The 19,351-nt window shown below is 48.9% G+C and carries 14 protein-coding genes and 1 pseudogene; 10 read left to right on the forward strand and 5 right to left on the reverse strand.

The features are described 5' to 3' along the window. The first annotated feature begins 87 nt into the window (after nucleotides 1–87). The 6 genes and pseudogenes from nifJ (at nucleotide 88) to FXF61_RS15275 (ending at nucleotide 9,952) form a co-directional block, all read left to right on the forward strand. On the forward strand, nucleotides 88–3,693 hold the full coding sequence (nifJ, locus tag FXF61_RS05240; RefSeq protein WP_151184269.1) for a pyruvate:ferredoxin (flavodoxin) oxidoreductase: 3,606 nt from the start codon (nucleotides 88–90) through the stop codon (nucleotides 3,691–3,693). Continuing rightward, a complete protein-coding gene (locus tag FXF61_RS05245; RefSeq protein ID WP_151184270.1) occupies nucleotides 3,686–4,705 on the forward strand; it encodes a dihydroorotate dehydrogenase-like protein in 1,020 nt (339 codons plus the stop codon). The genes nifJ and FXF61_RS05245 overlap by 8 nt, the downstream gene beginning before the upstream one ends. A gap of 684 nt (nucleotides 4,706–5,389) precedes the next feature. Continuing rightward, on the forward strand, nucleotides 5,390–5,728 hold the full coding sequence (gene clpS / locus FXF61_RS05250) for an ATP-dependent Clp protease adapter ClpS (RefSeq protein ID WP_151184271.1): 339 nt from the start codon (nucleotides 5,390–5,392) through the stop codon (nucleotides 5,726–5,728). A gap of 31 nt (nucleotides 5,729–5,759) precedes the next feature. After that, a complete protein-coding gene (gene clpA, locus FXF61_RS05255; protein ID WP_151184272.1) occupies nucleotides 5,760–8,027 on the forward strand; it encodes an ATP-dependent Clp protease ATP-binding subunit ClpA in 2,268 nt (755 codons plus the stop codon). Between the two features lie 509 nt (nucleotides 8,028–8,536). Further along, nucleotides 8,537–9,082 (forward strand): annotated as a pseudogene (locus tag FXF61_RS15270) (HAMP domain-containing protein); the annotation flags it as partial. A 138-nt stretch (nucleotides 9,083–9,220) separates the two neighbouring features. After that, nucleotides 9,221–9,952, forward strand: coding sequence for a methyl-accepting chemotaxis protein (locus FXF61_RS15275; protein ID WP_371921499.1), 732 nt, complete (start codon nucleotides 9,221–9,223; stop codon nucleotides 9,950–9,952). A 31-nt stretch (nucleotides 9,953–9,983) separates the two neighbouring features. Here the strand turns inward: FXF61_RS15275 and FXF61_RS05265 are convergent, their stop codons facing one another. Further along, entirely contained in the window at nucleotides 9,984–10,685 is a 702-nt protein-coding gene (locus FXF61_RS05265; protein WP_151184274.1) for a hypothetical protein, read from the reverse strand. A 742-nt stretch (nucleotides 10,686–11,427) separates the two neighbouring features. Between FXF61_RS05265 and FXF61_RS05270 the strand changes: the two genes are divergently transcribed. After that, nucleotides 11,428–12,000, forward strand: coding sequence for a LemA family protein (locus tag FXF61_RS05270; protein WP_151184275.1), 573 nt, complete (start codon nucleotides 11,428–11,430; stop codon nucleotides 11,998–12,000). A 12-nt stretch (nucleotides 12,001–12,012) separates the two neighbouring features. Next, entirely contained in the window at nucleotides 12,013–12,906 is an 894-nt protein-coding gene (locus FXF61_RS05275) for a GIDE domain-containing protein (protein ID WP_371921500.1), read from the forward strand. Here FXF61_RS05275 and pabB read toward each other — a convergent pair. From pabB to FXF61_RS05295, 4 genes are read right to left on the reverse strand one after another with little or no spacing between them, the layout of a single operon-like run. Continuing rightward, nucleotides 12,903–14,270, reverse strand: a complete 1,368-nt coding sequence (pabB, locus tag FXF61_RS05280; RefSeq protein ID WP_151184277.1) for an aminodeoxychorismate synthase component I — start codon at nucleotides 14,268–14,270, stop codon at nucleotides 12,903–12,905. The two genes, FXF61_RS05275 and pabB, sit on opposite strands and share 4 nt — an antisense overlap. 58 nt (nucleotides 14,271–14,328) lie before the next feature. Continuing rightward, nucleotides 14,329–15,306 (reverse strand): alpha-L-glutamate ligase-like protein, encoded by a 978-nt coding sequence (locus FXF61_RS05285; RefSeq protein ID WP_151184278.1) that lies wholly within the window; start codon nucleotides 15,304–15,306, stop codon nucleotides 14,329–14,331. Between the two features lie 4 nt (nucleotides 15,307–15,310). Continuing rightward, complete coding sequence (locus FXF61_RS05290; protein ID WP_151184279.1) at nucleotides 15,311–16,837, reverse strand: inactive transglutaminase family protein; 1,527 nt, start codon at nucleotides 16,835–16,837, stop codon at nucleotides 15,311–15,313. Nucleotides 16,838–16,842: 5 nt separating this feature from the next. Then, the gene (locus tag FXF61_RS05295) at nucleotides 16,843–17,388 is read right to left on the reverse strand and encodes an ATP-dependent zinc protease (protein ID WP_151184280.1); all 546 of its coding nucleotides are present in this window, start codon (nucleotides 17,386–17,388) and stop codon (nucleotides 16,843–16,845) included. Nucleotides 17,389–17,733: 345 nt separating this feature from the next. Between FXF61_RS05295 and FXF61_RS05300 the strand changes: the two genes are divergently transcribed. Both FXF61_RS05300 and prpB read left to right on the forward strand, forming a co-directional pair. After that, nucleotides 17,734–18,456 (forward strand): GntR family transcriptional regulator, encoded by a 723-nt coding sequence (locus tag FXF61_RS05300; protein WP_151184281.1) that lies wholly within the window; start codon nucleotides 17,734–17,736, stop codon nucleotides 18,454–18,456. Then, a complete protein-coding gene (gene prpB, locus FXF61_RS05305; RefSeq protein ID WP_151184282.1) occupies nucleotides 18,453–19,340 on the forward strand; it encodes a methylisocitrate lyase in 888 nt (295 codons plus the stop codon). Before FXF61_RS05300 ends, prpB begins: the two co-directional genes overlap by 4 nt. The last annotated feature ends 11 nt before the right edge of the window (nucleotides 19,341–19,351 follow it).

Genomic DNA, 19,351 nt, shown 5'->3' on the forward strand with positions numbered 1-19,351 from the left:
GACAAGGCGCTTCTGAGCTGTTTAGTTACTCTGAATTGATAATGTTGCGCATGGCTGTGTGCAACGGCGTTAAGTGAGGAGCTCAACATGCAGACAACACGCTGGCTGATGATTGACGGCAATGAGGCCACCGCAACCATTGCGCACCGTTTAAGTGAAGTGTGTGCGATTTATCCGATTACCCCGGCCTCGGCCATGGGTGAGTGGGCGGATGAGTGGTCGGCGCAAGGGCGCACCAACCTCTGGGGCACGGTGCCGCAGATCGCGCAAATGCAGAGTGAAGGCGGTGCGGCTGGTGCTGTGCACGGTGCGTTGCAGTTGGGCAGTTTAGCCACTACTTTTACCGCCTCGCAGGGATTGTTATTGATGATCCCAAACATGTACAAAATTGCCGGTGAGCTGACCCCAGTGGTGGTCCACGTGGCAGCGCGCTCGTTAGCCTGTCAGGCGCTGTCCATTTTTGGTGATCACAGTGATGTGATGGCGGTACGGCAGACTGGTTTTGCCATGCTTTGTGCGGGTTCGGTGCAAGAGGCCATGGATTTTGCGGTGATTTCCCATGCCGCCACCTTAATAGGTCGTTTGCCGGTGCTGCATTTTTTTGATGGTTTCCGCACCTCCCACGAAGTGGCAAAGATTCAAGCGGTGGGCGATGAGGTTTTACATGCACTGATCTCGCAAGAGGCTTTGCATGCGCACCGCGCTCGCGCCATGAGCCCTGATCAGCCAGTGCTGCGCGGTACTGCACAAAACCCCGATGTGTATTTCCAAGGCCGCGAAACGGTTAATACCTTTTATTTGGCTTTTCCAAAACTGGTTCAGCAGCTGATGGATCAGTTTGCGCAGCTGACCGGCCGTCACTACCACCTGTATGAGTACCATGGCGCAGCCGATGCTGAGCGAGTGATTATTATCATGGGCTCGGGCGCAGAAACCGTGCATGAGACGGTTGATCATTTGCAGGCTAGTGGTGAAAAAGTTGGTATTTTGCGTGTGCGCCTCTACCGACCGCTGGATGCGCAGGCATTATTAGCAGCTTTGCCAGCCAGCGTTAAACAGATAGCAGTGTTAGACCGTACCAAAGAGCCGGGTAGCGATGGTGAACCGCTGTATAAAGATGTGATCACCGCTTTGGCGCAAGCGCAGATGCAAGGTAACAGCCCCTTTACTGAGTTACCGACCGTGATTGGCGGGCGTTATGGCTTATCTTCAAAAGAATTTACCCCCGGTATGGTTGCGGCGATCTTTAAAGAGCTGCAACAGGATCAGCCAAAGAACGGTTTTACCATTGGTATCTATGATGATGTCACCCACACCAGTTTAGAGTGGGATGAGCACTTTCATACTGATGCCCACACGGAATCGGTGCAGGCGCTGTTTTATGGCTTGGGCTCGGATGGCACGGTCAGCGCCAATAAAAACTCCATTAAAATTATTGGCGAAACCACAGACCTCTATGCGCAAGGCTATTTCGTCTATGACTCGAAAAAGTCCGGTGCCATGACGGTGTCGCATTTACGTTTTGGCCCGCAACCGATTCGCTCCACCTATTTAATTGGTGATCACCAAGCGCAATTTATTGGTTGTCATCAGCCGCAGTTTATTGAGCGTTTTGAAATGCTTGATAAAGCAGCACCTAGCGCAGTATTTCTGCTCAATACCAGCCATGCGCCAGATCAGGTGTGGGATCAGCTACCACGACGTATGCAAGAACAGATCATTGAAAAAAATATCCGCGTGTATTGCATTGATGCTTACGACGTGGCGCAAAAAGCCAGCATGGGTAAGCGCATTAACACCATTATGCAAACCTGTTTCTTTGCTATTTCTGGGGTGGTGCCCCGTGAGCAGGCGATTGCTTCGATTAAACAGGCAGTGCAAAACACCTATGGCAGCAAAGGGCAGAGCATTATTGATTTTAACTTCAAAGCCATTGATGCAACCTTGGCCAGCTTGTATGAAGTGCCCGTGCCGAGTGAAGCGACCAGCACCTTTGAGCGGCCACCCTTGGTCGATGAAAATGCGCCAGACTTTATTGGTCGTTTCACCGCACGTTTAATTGCTGGCGAAGGCGATCGTGTGCCGGTCAGTATGATGCCGGTGGATGGCAGTTTTCCGCTGGGCAGTGCGGCCTATGAAAAACGTAAACTGGCGCTGGAAATTCCGGTGTGGGATGCCGAACTCTGTACCCAGTGTGGTAAATGCCCAATGGTGTGTCCGCATGCGGCGATTCGCAGCAAGCTGGTACCCAAAGACTTGGTCGCGGATGCGCCAGACAGCTTTAAAACCCATCCGGTGCTGGGCCGTGATTACCCAGATGACCATGTGATGATGTATCAAGTGTCACCGGATGACTGCACCGGTTGCGGCTTATGTGTGGATATTTGTCCGATTCGCGACAAGTCCAATGCCTCGCATAAAGCGCTGAACATGGAACCCATTGAGCCGATTCACACACAAGAGCAAGACAATTGGCGTTTCTTTGAGGCGCTGCCCGAGTACGATCGCAGTGCGCTCAAGCACAGCACCATTAAAGGTGCGATGTTGCTGGAGCCGTTGTTTGAGTTCTCCGGTGCGTGCGTGGGTTGCGGTGAAACGCCGTACTTAAAGCTGGCCACCCAACTGTTTGGTGATCGCATGGTGGTGGCCAATGCCACTGGTTGTTCCTCCATTTATGGGGCTAACTTGCCAACTACGCCTTGGACGGTGAATGCTGACGGCCGCGGCCCAGCCTGGAATAACTCTTTGTTTGAAGACAACGCAGAGTTTGGTTTAGGCATGCGCATTGCCATTGATCAGCAAAATACCTACGCACAAGAGCTGCTAGCTGAGTTACGCGACAGTATCGGCGCTGAACTGGTGGATGCTTTATTAACGGCTGAGCAAAACACTGAGCAAGAGATTGCTGAGCAGCGTGTGCGCGTTGAGCAGCTCAAACAACGCTTAGCCGAGTTAACTGATCAGTCGCGCGCCAAAGAGTTGCTCACCATTGCAGAGCATTTAGTGGTGCGCAGTGTATGGATTATTGGTGGCGATGGCTGGGCTTATGATATTGGCTATGGCGGCTTGGATCATGTCTTAGCTAGCGGCCGTAATGTCAATATTTTGGTGCTGGATACTGAGGTGTATTCCAACACCGGTGGGCAAACCTCAAAAGCCACGCCGCGTGGTGCGGTAGCCAAGTTCTCCAATGCCGGTAAACCCACCGCGAAAAAAGACTTGGCCATGCTTGCCATGGGCTATGAGAATGTTTATGTGGCGAAAGTAGCTTATGGTGCCAAAGATACGCAAACCCTGCGCGCCTTTATTGATGCGGCGGCGCATGATGGACCATCGCTGATTATTGCGTATTCGCCGTGTATCGCGCACGGTGTCGATCTAACCCATAATCACCGTCAGCAAAACCTGGCAGTCAAAAGTGGGCACTGGCCGTTATTCCGCTATGAGCCGTCTCGCGCTGAGAAAGGCCTGAACCCATTGCGTTTAGATTCTGCCGCTCCGTCGATTGATTACACCGAGTTTAGCTCCACCGAAGCGCGTTTTAGTATGCTCAACCGCACCTATCCAAAAGCGGCAAAAGCGTATCAAAAACAAGCGCAAGAGGATGTGATTGCTCGCTTTGCCCATTATCAGTCGCTGGCGGATTTGCCGGGTGCTGCAGATTTAGAGAAGAAGGAGTCCGGTGATGATTGATTTATCCACTGAGTATTTAGGTCTAAAACTGAAAAATCCGCTGGTGCCATCATCATCGCCACTGACCGGAGATTTAGACAGCGCCCGAGAGCTGGAGGATGCTGGCGCCAGTGCGCTGATCTTGCCGTCGCTGTTTGAGGAAAGCATCTTGGCCAGTGAAGCCGCTGCCGTGCGTTTCTTGCATGAGCAGGATATTGGCTTTGGCGAGGCGGGCAGTTTTTTGCCGATGCCCGATGAGTCGCTTTATCGCAGTGAGCTGGATGAATATTTGCACTATATTCAGACACTAAAAAACAGCCTGTCGATTCCCGTGATTGCCAGTCTTAATGGCATTTCCACAGAGGGCTGGACAGGTTACGGCAAACAGTTGCAAGAGGCGGGTGCTGATGCGCTGGAGCTCAATGTTTATTATGTTGCAGCAGATATGTTTGAGTCCGGTGCTGAAGTGGAAGCGCGTTACATTAATGTTCTGCGCGAGCTTAAACAGCATGTAACGCTGCCGATCACCATGAAGTTGTCTTCGCAGTTCAGCTCGGTGGGGCATTTTGTGCGCAGTTTGCAAGACGCTGGCGCGCAAGGTGTGTCGCTGTTTAACCGCTTTTACCAACCGGATATTGATCTGCTCACTCGTGAAGTGGTGCCCACTCTAAGCTTGTCCTCTTCCTATGAAAGTTTGTTGCGTGTGCATTGGGTGGCCACTTTGTTTGGCAAAGTGGACTTGTCTCTTGCGGTCACTGGTGGCATGCACAGCGCCACTGATGTGATGAAAGCTTTAATGGCCGGTGCTGATGTCACTCATTTATGCAGTGTGCTGCTCAAACAAGGTCCGCAAGCGCTGGCAGAGATTGAGCAAAGCATGCGTGAATGGATGGCGCAGCATGAGTACCAATCCGTGCAACAACTTAAAGGCAGTGTTTGCCGTGATAAGGCAATTGATCCCAGTGCCTATGATCGCGCTAACTATGTGCAAGTGATGCACAGCCATCGCAGTGCGCGTGGAGTTTGGCGTTAAGAGTGACATGCTAGATTTGTTGCGGATACAACCTGCTCGATAGGGGCTGCAGATCTGCTCTTGTATAAGCGGGTCACAGGGTTTGTCTAATCGGTGCGACAACTCAAGAAGAGCGCTGTTTGCAAAATAACTATCGCGGATGCGCCTCTCTTGTACGGTGTCTGAGCCTTGCCGGCTGGCGCTGCGCTTAGGTAGGGATAGCTAAAGGCTGTGGAGGGGAGAGAGTTGCACACAGTTATCCACAGAAGCTGTGGATAACTGTGTGGGTAAGATGGTTGTAGATGGCTGCAAGGCTGATGCTATGGGGCTGTAGCTTAGATTGATGAAAAATCAAACGCCATAAAAAAATCCTTTACAATCAATGTGTTAAGAAGTTTTAAAGCATCTGCTAAGGTGCTTGCCGAAAAAATAATAAATACAAAAGTCAACCGCTAAAATGTGGACAAGTTTATTTGTTTGTTCTGAAAACGACTTGACAGCAGTCGTTTGGCAGGGCTAGGGGTAGCAAAAAGACTGCTATCTAATTCGAGGTTAAGCACCTTTCAGCGGTAGTATAAATGTGCGTTGTTCGCATCATTCTGTAGGACATGGGTGAGTGTTCGATTATCTCTTTGCGAGCCAAGTCAGGCAAAGCGTAGTATATTGACAGCTATACACATTCTTTAGATTTAAAGCGTAGCGAACATGACTGTTAATCCCCTAAATCCAGACCATTTTGAGCAGTATGACGATGATTTAGCCACGGCACCGGCCAAACCTGAGTTACAGCCACCGCCGATGTACCGTGTATTAATGCTTAACGATGACTACACACCGATGGACTTTGTGGTCGAAGTGTTAGAAACCTACTTTGCCATGAGCCGTGAGCAGTCCACACAAACCATGCTTGCGGTGCATCACCAAGGGCGTGCTGTATGTGGTTTGTATACGCGTGATATTGCTGAAACCAAAGCACATCAGGTCAGTGAATATGCGCGAGAGTGCCAGCATCCTTTACTGTGTGAAATAGAGAAAGACGTATAAATAGGCACATTGTTTTAAATGAGGTGAAACCATGTTGAATTTAGAACTTGAGGTCACCCTCAATCTTGCATTTAAAGATGCACGCGTCAGTCGCCATGAGTTTATGACGGTTGAACATCTATTGTTGGCTTTGCTGGATAACCGCGAAGCGTCAAAAGTTTTGCGTGGCTGTGGTGCAAATCTCGATGCATTACGAGAAGAGTTACGTGCCTTTATTATCAACACCACCCCTCTTTTGCCAGAGCATATCCAAGACGTTGATACCCAGCCTACGCTTGGCTTTCAGCGCGTTTTACAGCGTGCAGTGTTTCATGGGCAGAGCTCGGGTAAAGAAGAGATTGGTGGTGCCAGTGTTTTGGTGGCAATCTTTAGTGAAGCCGATAGCCATGCGGTGTATTTACTCAGAAAATATCAAGTGCAACGCCTTGATGTGGTCAGCTACATTTCGCATGGCTTAGCTGCTGAGCATGACAGCTCTGCTGCAGATGATGCAGACGCTGAAGCAGGCGAGCCCAGTAGAGAAGCAGCGACCAATCCTTTGTTGGCATACGCGCAAGATTTAAATGAGCAAGCACGTCAAGGCCGAATTGATCCATTGATTGGTCGAGAGCATGAGCTTGAACGTGTGGCGCAGATTTTAGTACGTCGCCGCAAAAACAATCCTTTATTGGTGGGCGAGGCGGGTGTTGGTAAAACAGCCATTGCTGAAGGCCTGGCGCGGCGTATTATTGATGGTCAAGTACCTGAGATTTTGCAAGAAAGCGTGGTGTATTCGCTGGACTTGGGTGCGCTGTTGGCTGGCACTAAATACCGCGGTGATTTTGAAAAACGCCTCAAAGACTTGCTTAATGAACTGCGTAAACGGCCTAGCGCAATTTTGTTTATTGATGAAATCCATATGATCATTGGTGCTGGTGCGGCGTCTGGTGGTGTCATGGATGCGTCCAATTTGCTTAAGCCATTGTTGTCGTCTGGGGAAATCCGCTGCATTGGTTCAACCACCTATCAAGAGTTTCGTGAAGTGTTTGAAAAGGATCGGGCCTTGGCGCGACGCTTCCAAAAAGTGGATATCACTGAGCCGTCAGTGGATGATACTTATCGGATTCTGCAGGGCTTAAAAGAACATTTCGAGCAGCATCATCAGATCAGTTACACCGATGCAGCGCTGCGTGCAGCTGCTGAATTAGCAGCAAAGCACATCAATGATCGCTATATGCCCGATAAAGCCATTGATGTGGTCGATGAGGCCGGTGCTTTTCAGCGTTTACAGCTTGAGGGCGAGCGTGCTGAATGCATTGATGTCACGCAAATAGAAGAGATTATTGCCAAAATTGCCCGTATTCCAACGCGGCAAGTCAGCAGTTCTGATAAAGAACAATTACGCCATCTTGAGCGTGATTTACGCTTGACTGTGTTTGGTCAAGATGCAGCGATTGATGCCTTGGCGACAGCAATTAAACTGTCCAGAGCAGGGCTTAAGTCGGCCAACAAACCGGTTGGCTCATTCTTGTTTGCAGGCCCTACTGGTGTCGGTAAAACCGAAGTGGCTAAGCAGTTGGCTAATTCGCTGGGTATTGAGTTGGTGCGCTTTGATATGTCTGAGTACATGGAACGCCATACTGTTTCGCGTTTAATCGGTGCACCACCGGGCTATGTCGGTTTTGATCAAGGTGGTTTGCTCACCGAAGCAATTACCAAACAACCACATTGTGTGTTGTTGTTAGACGAAATCGAAAAGGCCCATCCAGATGTATTTAACCTATTGTTGCAGGTTATGGACCACGGCACGCTGACTGACAATAACGGCCGTAAAGCTGACTTTAAACATGTAATTTTGGTGATGACCACCAACGCTGGGGCAGAGTCTGCAGCGCGCGCTTCGATGGGCTTTGCCCAGCAAGATCACAGCAGTGATGCGATGGAAGTGCTGAAGAAAAGCTTCAGTCCGGAGTTTCGTAACCGCCTCGACAGCATCATTCAGTTTGGTCGCTTAAGTGCGAAAACATTAGAGTCCGTTGTCGATAAGTTCTTAACAGAGTTGCAGGCGCAACTGGAAGAGAAACGGGTACAGCTCGACGTGAGCACCGCCGCGCGCCACTGGTTAGCCGAGCATGGCTATGATCAAGATATGGGTGCAAGGCCCATGGCGCGCTTGATCCAAGAGCATATTAAGCGTCCACTGGCGGAAGCAATATTGTTTGGTGATCTAGCTGAGAATGGCGGTATTGCCCGAATAGATGTTGCAGAAGATCGCTTAGTATTGACCTGTGCAAATGAACAGAGCGTAGAACTGGCTTAGGCTGGCTCTGTTTCCGGGATACATGCCAAAAATGGAGTTTTTGGCATGTATCCTGCTTTGTATGGAGCACATGTGTCTGCACAGGGTATTGTTGTCAAAAAAATAACGCCAAAAATACGACTTGTTCTTTTGCGAAAAAGAAATATATGCCAATTTTAAAGTATTTCTTTAGTTGCTGTTGTATTTGCCGATACTTAACTCTGTGTATGATAGTAAAACTGTGAACAGGTTATCAGTTTGTGGTGTCTGGGTGATGCAGGCATCAATAATTTAATTTAGCCGCCTTGGGGTTAACAGCTATGGGTCACGAGTCTGCAAAACGACAGATGTCGGTACAAACAAAAATTAATATTGCACTGTTGTCGGTGCTTTCCGTGGTGATGTCAGCGGCACTGTTCTTTTCTGTTTATAACGAAAAAACATTAGTACTAGAGCTTGTTGAACAGCAGACCAAGGATACTGCAGACAGTTATTTCGATAGCATTAATACCATGATGCTGACCGGAACCATGGCGCAACGAGGTGTCTTGCGCGATAAAATTCTTGCCCATCCTAGCGTGACAGATGCGCGCATTATTCGTACTGATGCTATCAACTCAGCGTATGGCCCTGGTTATGATCATCAGGCCCCTGCTGATGAGCTTGATCGTCGCGCGTTGCTTGGTGAAGAAGTTGTTGAAATCTCAGAAGACGCAAATGGCCGTCTGTTAACGGTGCTTAACCCGATATATGCCGAAAAAGATTATCGCGGTACCGATTGTTTAGTGTGCCATATTGTTCCTGAAAACTCTGTTGTGGGGGCGGTACGCATCAGCTATTCGCTGGCTGCACTTGACAGCCGTGTTGAACGCAACTTATGGACAGCCGCTGGTATTCAGCTGCTGTTGTTGCTGGCGGGGTTAGCCATTATCGTATTTATTGTACGACGCACAGTAGTAAGACGTATCAACGCCATGCGCCATACGATGGAGGCGATTGCTGAAGATGACGACCTAAGCCACAGTGTAAAGATTGAAGCACGCGATGAGGTGGGGGCAGTTGGACAGGCTTTCAATGACATGATTGCCAAGTTTAAGAACAGTTTGCACGCGGTGTCTGATGTCACTCAGCAACTCAATAATGTCTCCGATAGGGTTGCTAGTGTTGCCGACTCCACTCTGCAAGCCGTTATGGAGCAGCGTACTGAAACTGACATGGTTGCTTCAGCCATGAATGAAATGAGCACCACAGTGCAAGAGGTTGCTCGTCATGCCACGCAAACAGCTGCAGCCTCACAAGGTGCAGATGATGAGTCCAAGGCAGGTGTTTTAGTTGCAGAGCAAGCCATTGCAGGAATTAAAGAGCTGATCACTGAAATTGCAAGTGCGGCGCAAGTGGTGCAGCAGGTGGAAGCTGATACAGAGAGTATCAGTGCAGTCTTAGATGTGATTAAGAGCATTGCTGAACAAACCAACTTGCTGGCTTTAAATGCGGCCATTGAAGCGGCGCGGGCCGGCGAGCAAGGTCGTGGTTTTGCGGTGGTTGCTGATGAGGTGCGCACATTAGCATCGCGAACACAAAAATCGACTGAGGAAATTCAAAACACAATTGAGCGATTGCAGCAGGGCGTAAAAAATGCTGTAGGTGCTATGTCTGGCGCGCAAGGACGTGCAACCTCAGGCTCAGACTGTGTAGAAAAAGCCGCGCATAGTTTGCACGTGATTGCTGCTGAAGTGACGACGATTAACGATATGAATATCCAGATTGCAACTGCAGCAGAGGAGCAAAGCGTTGTTGCAGAAGAGATTAATCGCAATATTACGGCGATCAGTACAATTGCTGATACGACCTCAAGTGGGGCGACGCAAACGGCGCAGAGCAGTGAAGAGTTGGTACGATTAAGTGTTGAGCTGCGCAGGTTGGTTGATCAATTTAAACTGCAGTAAGTGGTTTAAATAGTCAGGACAAAAAAACACGCTACGGCGTGTTTTTTTGTAAGTTGAGTACTTGTTTTTGCAATGTGGTGATGGTGCGATTGGTCTGTGCACGATAGGCGTCAAAGTCAGCAATGGTGGGACCAGTATGGCTTACAGGTGCGGGCTGGTTATCGACTTGGCTACGCAAGATCAGTAGCTCTTGTTGTATGCGGGCAATATCATCATTAAGTGCTGTGTTCTTTTGCAGCGAGCTGAGCGCTGTAGATACGCTTGTTAAACGGGTGTCGAGCTCTTTTAGTTGGGCCAGTTGTTGTTGGTTGGCTTCTAGCGTGCTGTGTAAGTCTTGCAGTTGTGTTTGCTGGGCTGTGAGGCTTTTGCTCAGTTCTGATTGTGCTGCATTGGCTGCATGAACTGCTTTTTCTTGCTGTAGTGCCGTGGTTTTTTGCGCTTCTAACTGACTGCTTAGATTGTTGCTGCGCTCAGCTAGGGAGGCGAGCTCAGCACGGAGTTTGCTCAAGTGTGTTGAGTTTTCAGTTAAGCTGATTTGCTGCTGTTTATATGTGTCTACTGTGCTGCTCTGTAGAGTATTAAGCTGTTTTCTTAATGCTTCGTTATCGCTAAGTACTGTGTTTTGCGTGGCGCTGACTTTGCCGGTGATCGCGTTAATACGGCCTGCAGCATCTTCATTGATTTTTGAGAAGCTGTCTTGTGTGGCTATCAGTTGCTGTTCTAATAATTGCATGCGTTGCATGCTCCACCAAGCAAAAGCAGTGCTTGAGCATGCAATAGCAATGGTCACGGCTGATAAAATGCCGAGAGCTTTGTTCGAGCGGTTTTGAGTGTTTGTTGGGGGTGTAGCATTTCTGTGACTGTCGATTAGCGTTGTATGCACTGCCGAGGTATCAAGCCGTGGTTCTTTGCGCTCGGATGTTAATTTTGGGAGTTCGTCAATGTCATCTTGTGCATCATTACGCATAGTCAATAAACCGTTTTAAAGGCTAATGTAGGGTTGAGTGTAGTATAGCGGAAAATGCTTAGTTGCTAGCTGTGGATACTTTAGATGCGTGTTTTAGCTGGGGTTCAATTGTGTTTGTCTGTGCTGGCTGGGTTTGTGTGGGTTTCTTGTCGTCTCGTCTGCAATGCAGTTTTGCGTGAGTTGCTAAATGCAGGCATTGTGCATATGGCGCACTGTGCTAAGTCTGTTTTTCCCTTAACGAGCCCATCCGGGGTTCATCGACGGATAAACACCAATCCTGAAGTACGGCATACACCGCACTCAACTGCGCCTTGCGTCATGCACTAACAGTATGGGGGCGTGCTGTGTTGTTGGCGGGATTTGCGTAAGTCTCATTGCTGTTGCATCGTAATGTGCTGCTGGCTAAGAGCTAGATCTCAACTTCAAACCCTACAACCTATAAACAATGGCATCTGCTTGTTCTAGCGATTAAACTGCGGTTTTGTGATGACAGCCAATGGAGCGTCCGATGAGTTTGTTTTTAGTGGGGTTATTGATTGCCGCTATTTTAGTGCTGGCTTGGGGCGTCAGTTTATACAACGCCTTGGTGCGCTTAAAACACAGCGTGACTAAAGCATGGTCCAATATTGATGTACTGCTTAAGCAACGCCACGATGAGCTGCCAAAACTGGTAGAAACCTGCAAACAATACATGCAGCACGAACGTCAAACCTTAGAAGACGTCATCAGTGCGCGCAATGCAGTATCCAATGCCCGTGAGCAACATGATATTGGCGCATTAGGTACAGCTGAAACCGGTTTGCGCTTAGGCTTAGGTAAGTTATTTGCTTTGGCAGAAAATTACCCTGAGTTAAAAGCCAACGAAAGCTTCCAGTTTTTACAACAACGCATCAGTGGCTTGGAGAATGGCATTGCTGATCGCCGTGAACTGTACAACGAAGCGGTCAATCTTAATAACGTGCGTATCGAACAGTTTCCAGATGTGTTCATTGCTCGTTATTTTAATTTTGCCGCGGCTGAGCTGTTGCGTTTTAGTGATGCTGAAAAAGCGGACGTTGATATTAAAAGCCTGTTTGGTTAAGCCTGCGTGGATATTGTTGGCATTGGCCTCACCTTAGGGCTCACCACGCTTGGTAGTTTTGCCAGTGGCTGGTGGAGCATCTATAAATTAAAAAAAGCGCGTTACCTGCTGGATACTCCAACCTCCAAAATACGTTCAGCGGCACAAGGTTATGTTGAATTGTACGGTGTGCTCAAGAACGGCGTAGGACAATTAAGTGCGCCTTTAAGTGGTGAGCCCTGTGTCTGGTGGTTATTTAGTATTGATGAGCAAATACGCAGCGGTAATAACAACAAACGCTGGCAACAAGTCGAGAAAAAAAGCAGTGCAGCGCTGTTGTGCTTAAACGACGGCACCGGCGAGTGCTTAATTGATCCTGTCGGCGCACATGTCATTCCTATGACCAAGCGTGTTTGGTACGGTATTGCGCGGCATCCTCGTAAGGAGCAGCTGCGCAAGAGTTTCCTGCAAAGCATGCTCAGTGGTGTGAAACGCTACCGCTATACAGAGCAGCGCTTGCATGTAAATGAACCGCTGTATGCTATTGGTGACTTTTTTAGCCGTGGCGGTGGCGGTGATGCGTTTGATTTGAATGCCAGTCAGGGCGCGCTGATCCGTGAATGGAAACAAGACTATGCGGGCTTGCTGCGCCGTTTTGATCGTGACCGTAATGGTCATCTCGATCAGCAAGAGTGGCAAAATGTACGTGACAGTGCAAAAGTCGAGGCGCAGCGCTTGCATCGCATACGCAGCAGCGATCCTGCACAGCACTATTTACGAAAACCCGAAGAAAAGCAGCCGTTTATTTTGTCAAGTTATGGTGAGGATGACATTGCTAGACGCTTTTATTGGCAAGCGATACTCGGTGCTTGCGTTTGTATTGCCTGTGCGTTGGGCGCTGCCTATATTATTAATACCCAGTTCTAGCGCTGAGGAGGACTCGGCAAATAGTGATTTTCTAAGGTGTCCATCAGTACCCGTACTTTTTGAATTGACTCTTGATATTCTTCGTCGCTATTGGAGTCATAGACAATGCCGCCGCCACCCCAGCAACTGATCTCACCATTATTTGCCAACATTGTACGAATGCTAATTGAGCTGTCCATTTCGCCACGCGTATCCAGATAAAAAATACTGCCGCAATAAATGCTGCGCACGCTGGCTTCAAGTGATTGGATAATCTGCATAGCGCGCTGCTTCGGTGCGCCGGTAATTGAGCCGCCAGGAAAGCTGCCGATCAACACATCCAAAGCGTCAAATTGCTCGGCCAAGGTGCCAGTAACACTGCTGACCATGTGGTGCACGTTGGGGTACGTTTCTAGGGCAAACAGTTCAGGGACGCGAATGCTGCCAGTGCTGCAGTAGCGGCCTAAGTCATTGCGCAGCAAATCGACAATCATTAGGTTTTCGGAACGGTCTTTAGCACTACTGAGCAACGCATCGGCTAGAGCTTGGTCCTCTGCTGCAGTTGCACCGCGGGCGCGCGTGCCTTTTATCGGGCGACTTTCGACTTGACGTTGACGTACTTGAATAAAACGCTCAGGCGATAAACTGACAATAGCTTGCTGCTGATTGACGCGGATAAAGCTGGCAAACGGAGTAGGGCAGCGCTCACGCAAACTGATATAGGCTTGCCACGCATCGCCTTGATAATGACTGCTAAAACGCTGCGTGTAATTGACTTGGTAGCAGTCACCTGCGCCAATGTAATCGTGAATACGCTGTAGGTCGCTGTGGTACCGCTCTGGGCTAATCTGTGCTTTGAATGGCTCGGTCAATTGAAAACGATTGTTATCATTGGCAATCTGATCGCACTTGGTCTCGGATTCAAACAATAGCTGCAGTTCTTTTTGGCGTTGCCTGCTCATGCTTGGGTGACAGACCAGCCAGCAGCGTTGCAGTTGATGGTCATTGATCAGTGCCCAGTCATACAGACCCACTGTTGCGCTGGGTAAACCTTCGACTTCAGTGCATTGTGCAAGGTTGTTGAGCTCATAGGTTAAATAACCCAATAAGCCGCCAGTAAAGGGCAGTTCCAGCGCATCAGGTGCTTGGCAGACTGCAAGTTGCTTGAGCAATGCTTGGCAGCGCTGACGAAAGCTGTCGATGGATTCAGCAGCGTTTGGCGTAATAGAAGCCAGCGGCCAAGCACTGAGAATGTCAAAACGACCGCGCTGGCTGCTTGGTTGTCCTGAGTCCAGCAGAACAGCACCACTGTGTGCATGCACTTTTGCAAAGTGATGGGCGGGATCGGTATGGTAATCAAGCGCAAACAACTGGCAAGTGAGCATAGACAGTGGGTGACGCTAAGTCCCATAGGATTTAGCGTCTTAGGCCTTTTCAGTGATATTAAGGAGGGCTGCTGGCAAATAAATTCTGTGAAAAACGCACACGTTCTTCAACTGATTCAGTGATGCCTTGACGTTTTAACTCAGCGAGGTGATTTTCTACGGCATGCGCGCGCAGAGTCAGCCCAGCATTGTTAGCAATTTGAATATTCAAACCAGGACGGGCGTTGAGCTCTAAAATCAATGGCCCTTTTTCTTGATCAAGCACCATATCCACACCAATGTAACCTAGCCCGCACAGCTCATAACAACCGGCTGACAGTGTCATAAAGCCATGCCAATCAGGCAGCTGCACACCTGCCACATGATTGCTGGTGTCAGGATGCTTACTGATTTTGTTATTCAGCCAAGTGCCTTGCAGGGTGAGCCCCGTGGCTAAATCAACACCAACACCAATTGCGCCTTGGTGTAAGTTTGCTTTACCACCAGATTGACGGGTCGGCAAGCGTAGCATGGCCATAATTGGGTAGCCCATCAGCACAATCACGCGAATATCCGGTACACCTTCATAGCTGATACTTTTAAACAGTGGATCAGGTGTCACGCGGTACTCAATTAACGCGCGGTCACGTGAGCCTCCAAGTGAGTACAGGCCAGTTAAAATACTGGAGATTTGGTATTCAATTTCTTCATGGCTGATGATCTTGCCAGAGACTGTTTTATAACGATCCTCAAAGCGATCAGCGATCACTAAAATGCCGTCACCACCCGCGCCCATAGCCGGCTTGATAACAAAATCTTTACGTCCACCAATAATTTTATCGAGTTTTTCGATTTCTTTTTCGGTGGAAATAATGCCGTACATTTCAGGCACATTAATACCGGCGGTAAGCGCACGTTCTTTGGTGAGGATTTTATCGTCCACCAGTGGATACAGATGACGCTTATTGTACTTAAGCACGTAATCAGCATTGCGCCGGTTGATGCCCATGATGCCTTTGGCGCTGAGCTCGCGCCACGTTTTAATTAACCCAAACATGGCATCAGTCCTTTAAGAAGGCTTTGAAGCGGAACAGTTCTGTTAAGCGGTAGCCGCGGTAGCGGCCCATCGCCAACATAAAGCCGACCATAATCAACAGCACGGCAGGGAAGGTAAAGATAAAGTAGTTGAGCTCAGGAATGCTCATCAGGTAGTGCGCTAAAGCGGCAGCAAATAATGTACCGATTGCGACTTTAAAGGCATGGTTGCCGCCGCGCTCCTCCCAGGTAATGGACAGGCGCTCGATGGTCATGGTTAAAATCACCATAGGGAATAAAGCTACAGATAAGCCGCGCTCTAAGCCAAGTTTGTGGCTGAACAGGCTGATCACTGCAATCAATACCACAACAAAGGTCAGAACCACCGAGAGTCTTGGCAGCATTTGTAATTTCAGGTGCTCTAGGTAGGAGCGCAGTGATAAACCTAAGGTGGTAATCACAGTAAACAGCACAATACCAAAGCCCAGTTGGGTTTCACGGAAGGCGAGGGCAATCAGCACTGGAGTAAAGGTACCCAATGTCTGCAGGCCGCCAAGGTTACGCAAAATCAGAATGACCATAACGCCGAGCGGAATCATAATCATGATTTGGTAAGTCTGCTGAGTTTGCAGCGGCAAACCGTACAGGGTGTAGTCTAAAAAGCTGGCATCAGCGTTTTCATTGCTCAGTTGCGCTAAACGGATCGCGTTGATCTCACTGTTGTTAAGCGTGAAGGTTACTGCAGCCTTGCTGCCACCCTCTAAGCCGACTAATGGCTCATCACCAAACCACCAGATCATACGGTCGCTGGGCAGACCTTGTGCGCCTGATTGCGGGTTAAAATACAGCCATTTATCGCCATTGAAGCTACGCAACCACAATTCAGGCTCTTGCGCGATATCAGCTTGCAAGCGAATGGTGTGCAAACGCTGCATGGGTACGTGGGCAATTGATAGCAGCAAATCGACGACATCTGCCTTGCGTTCGCTCGAGGTGTCACCACCCAGCAGCAGGCGCACATTGTCATCGCTGGTATTATTGACGCGCTTAATGGCTTCGCTAATAAAAGTTTCGACATCGGCAGAGTGCTGGCGAATGGGCGCCAATAGAGCTTCTGCCGCTATTTTTTCAGCACCCTCGATAGGCAGGGTTTCGCGGTAAATTGGGCCTTTTTCTTTAACTTGAGCCGAGCTATAGCGCTTGGTCATCACCATGCGGTAATACAGGGTTTGCTTGCCTTTGGCGCGTCGCGCAGACCAGGTTACGCGACGGTTATCATCAACGACATTGACACTGACACCATAGTTGTTGGAGATAAAGCTTTCATTGAGGCTGACATAGGCTTGATTGAGTGGCGGTACAAACATCTGCAGCTTAACCGGCTCATTACCATTGGCATTAAAGGCAACTTTGGCATCGATGTTCCATAGGTTGTCTGTTTCATCCGCTGATACCGGGATACCCAAAACATATACTTGGTAGGCCGTAACCGATGCTCCGATGATGACACACAGAGCGATTAGTATTTTTAGATGCAGTGTTAATGAGCGCATGATAATTACTCAGCAATGGCGATGGTAGTGTTTTGGGTGTCGCACTGTGGTTTGCCCACAGAATATTTTAAGCTTGGATCAACCAGTGCGCCAAATTTTTTCAGCGCTGTTGAGCCCAATAAAAATGGGTACTGGAAGGTGCTGCGGTCAGTTAAGTTCACTTCAATGGTTTTCAGTGTGCGGCCCATGCATACTGCCATTTTGACCACGGGGCGCGGTGTATAACTTTTATCTTCTTCGGGGTCATAATCGCCTGAGCGACGCTTAATCTTACTGATGCGGGCAATGGGTAACTCGAACGCGTGTTCGTGTGCTTCATCCAGTGCTAAATAAAAACGCACCCACGCTTCGCCATCACGCTTAAAGCGCTCAATATCGCGCGCGCTAAGAGAAGCGGTTTTGGCGCCTGTATCCAACTTGGCTGTCATGTGCATATCAATATCGGCGATATACACATGCTCGTTTAAACCATAGATGTTTTTTTCGTTTGCTGTAGTCATAGCAGGTAATGCAACAAGGCACATTAAAAGTGCAAATATATTAAATCTCATAATGCTCGCAAATATAAAAAACTGAGTGTGCCCTAAGCTGTGCTGTCGGCCAGCCTCGGGAGGTAAAGCGTTAACCTTATACCGCAGAGTATGACAGGCGTGGGCAGCGTATTCTAATCGGCAATGCTAGAAATAACCATTTAATCCTTTGTTGGCGCTGCTTTCCTTTATCAAGCTGCTATAAGGCAGGGGTTAATTCAATCGAGTAGATTGACGTTAATCAAAAGCAGATGTTCATTTATTCGACCTTGGTCGCTAGATTGTCGACAATGCGCTTTGCTTTGTTGACATGTGCTGGGCTCGTATGTAGCTTTTAGCTATTGATTGATCAAAGGTGTCGACACTGTGCCAGAGCTTATTGAAGAGATAGCGCGTACCAGCGGAGATTCTGCAACCTTGTCTGAACAAGTGTTTCGCAGCATTCAAGCCGCGATCGTCTGTGGTGATATTGCGCCTGGCAGTAAAATCTCTGAACCTGAATTGGCGCGCACCTACGGTATCAGCCGTGGGCCTTTACGCGAGGCGATCCATCGTTTAGAAGGACAACGTTTGCTGGTCAGGGTTCCGCATGTCGGCGCTCGCGTGGTGTCATTATCGCACGCTGAGTTGATTGAGCTGTATGAGATTCGTGAATCTTTAGAAAGCATGGCCTGCCGTTTAGCAGCAGAGCGCATGAGTGCCAAAGAAATAGATGGGTTGCGTGCGGTGCTCGATACCCACGAGCGTGATGCAGCATTCCAAGCAGGCGTCGGCTATTACCAGCAAGAAGGTGATTACGACTTCCATTATAAAATCATTCAAGGCAGCGGCAACCAAATGTTGGTCAAGCTGCTCACGCAAGAACTGTATCAGTTGGTGCGTATGTACCGTATTCAGTACTCAACCACGCCCAATCGTCCCCAGCAAGCGTTTAAAGAACATCACGGCATATTAGATGCCATTGCCGCAGGCGATGGTGAATTAGCCGAGTTATTGATGCGTCGTCACATTGCTGCCTCACGGAGCAATGTTGAGCGTCATTACCAAGGTGCCAATAACACCGTCCAACCCCTACGAGGTAAATTATGAGTCGTACAACTCCCGGTCAACGCTTTCGTGATGCTGTTGTAGAAGAAAGTCCACTACAAGTTATCGGTGCGATCAATGCCAACCATGCTTTATTAGCGCAGCGTGCTGGCTTTAAAGCTATTTACCTGTCTGGTGGCGGTGTTGCTGCTGGCTCACTGGGTATTCCTGATTTAGGCATCACTGGTCTGGAAGACGTGCTCATTGATGTGCGTCGCATTACAGATGTTTGTGAACTGCCACTATTAGTCGATGTGGATACCGGTTTTGGTGCTTCAGCGTTTAACGTTGCACGGACTGTGCGCTCAATGAGTAAAGCCGGTGCTGCTGCGATTCATATTGAAGACCAAGTTGGTGCCAAACGTTGCGGCCACCGTCCAAACAAAGAAATCGTCACCCAGCAAGAAATGGTTGATCGCATCAAAGCCGCAGTGGATGCGCGCACCGATGACAGTTTTGTGATTATGGCGCGCACTGATGCACTGGCCGTGGAAGGTTTGAATTCTGCGTTAGACCGTGCTGCCGCCTGTGTTGAAGCCGGTGCCGATATGGTATTTCCGGAAGCCATTACCGAATTGGAAATGTACAAACTGTTTGCTGAGCGTGTGAATGCGCCGATTTTGGCCAATATCACTGAGTTTGGTGCAACCCCCTTGTTCACTGTAGACGAGCTTAGAGAAGCCAATGTGGGCTTGGTACTGTACCCGCTGTCTGCTTTCCGAGCGATGAACAAAGCAGCAGAAAATGTCTACAACGCGGTACGCCGTGATGGCACACAGAAAAATGTCATCGACACCATGCAGACTCGCATGGAGCTGTATGACCGTATCAACTATCACGCTTTTGAGCAGAGTTTAGACGCTTTGTTTGCTCAGAAAAAAAGCTAATCTCAAATTAA

This window comes from Pseudomonas sp. C27(2019) (genome assembly GCF_008807395.1).
In the GTDB taxonomy this organism is placed as follows: domain Bacteria; phylum Pseudomonadota; class Gammaproteobacteria; order Pseudomonadales; family Pseudomonadaceae; genus Denitrificimonas.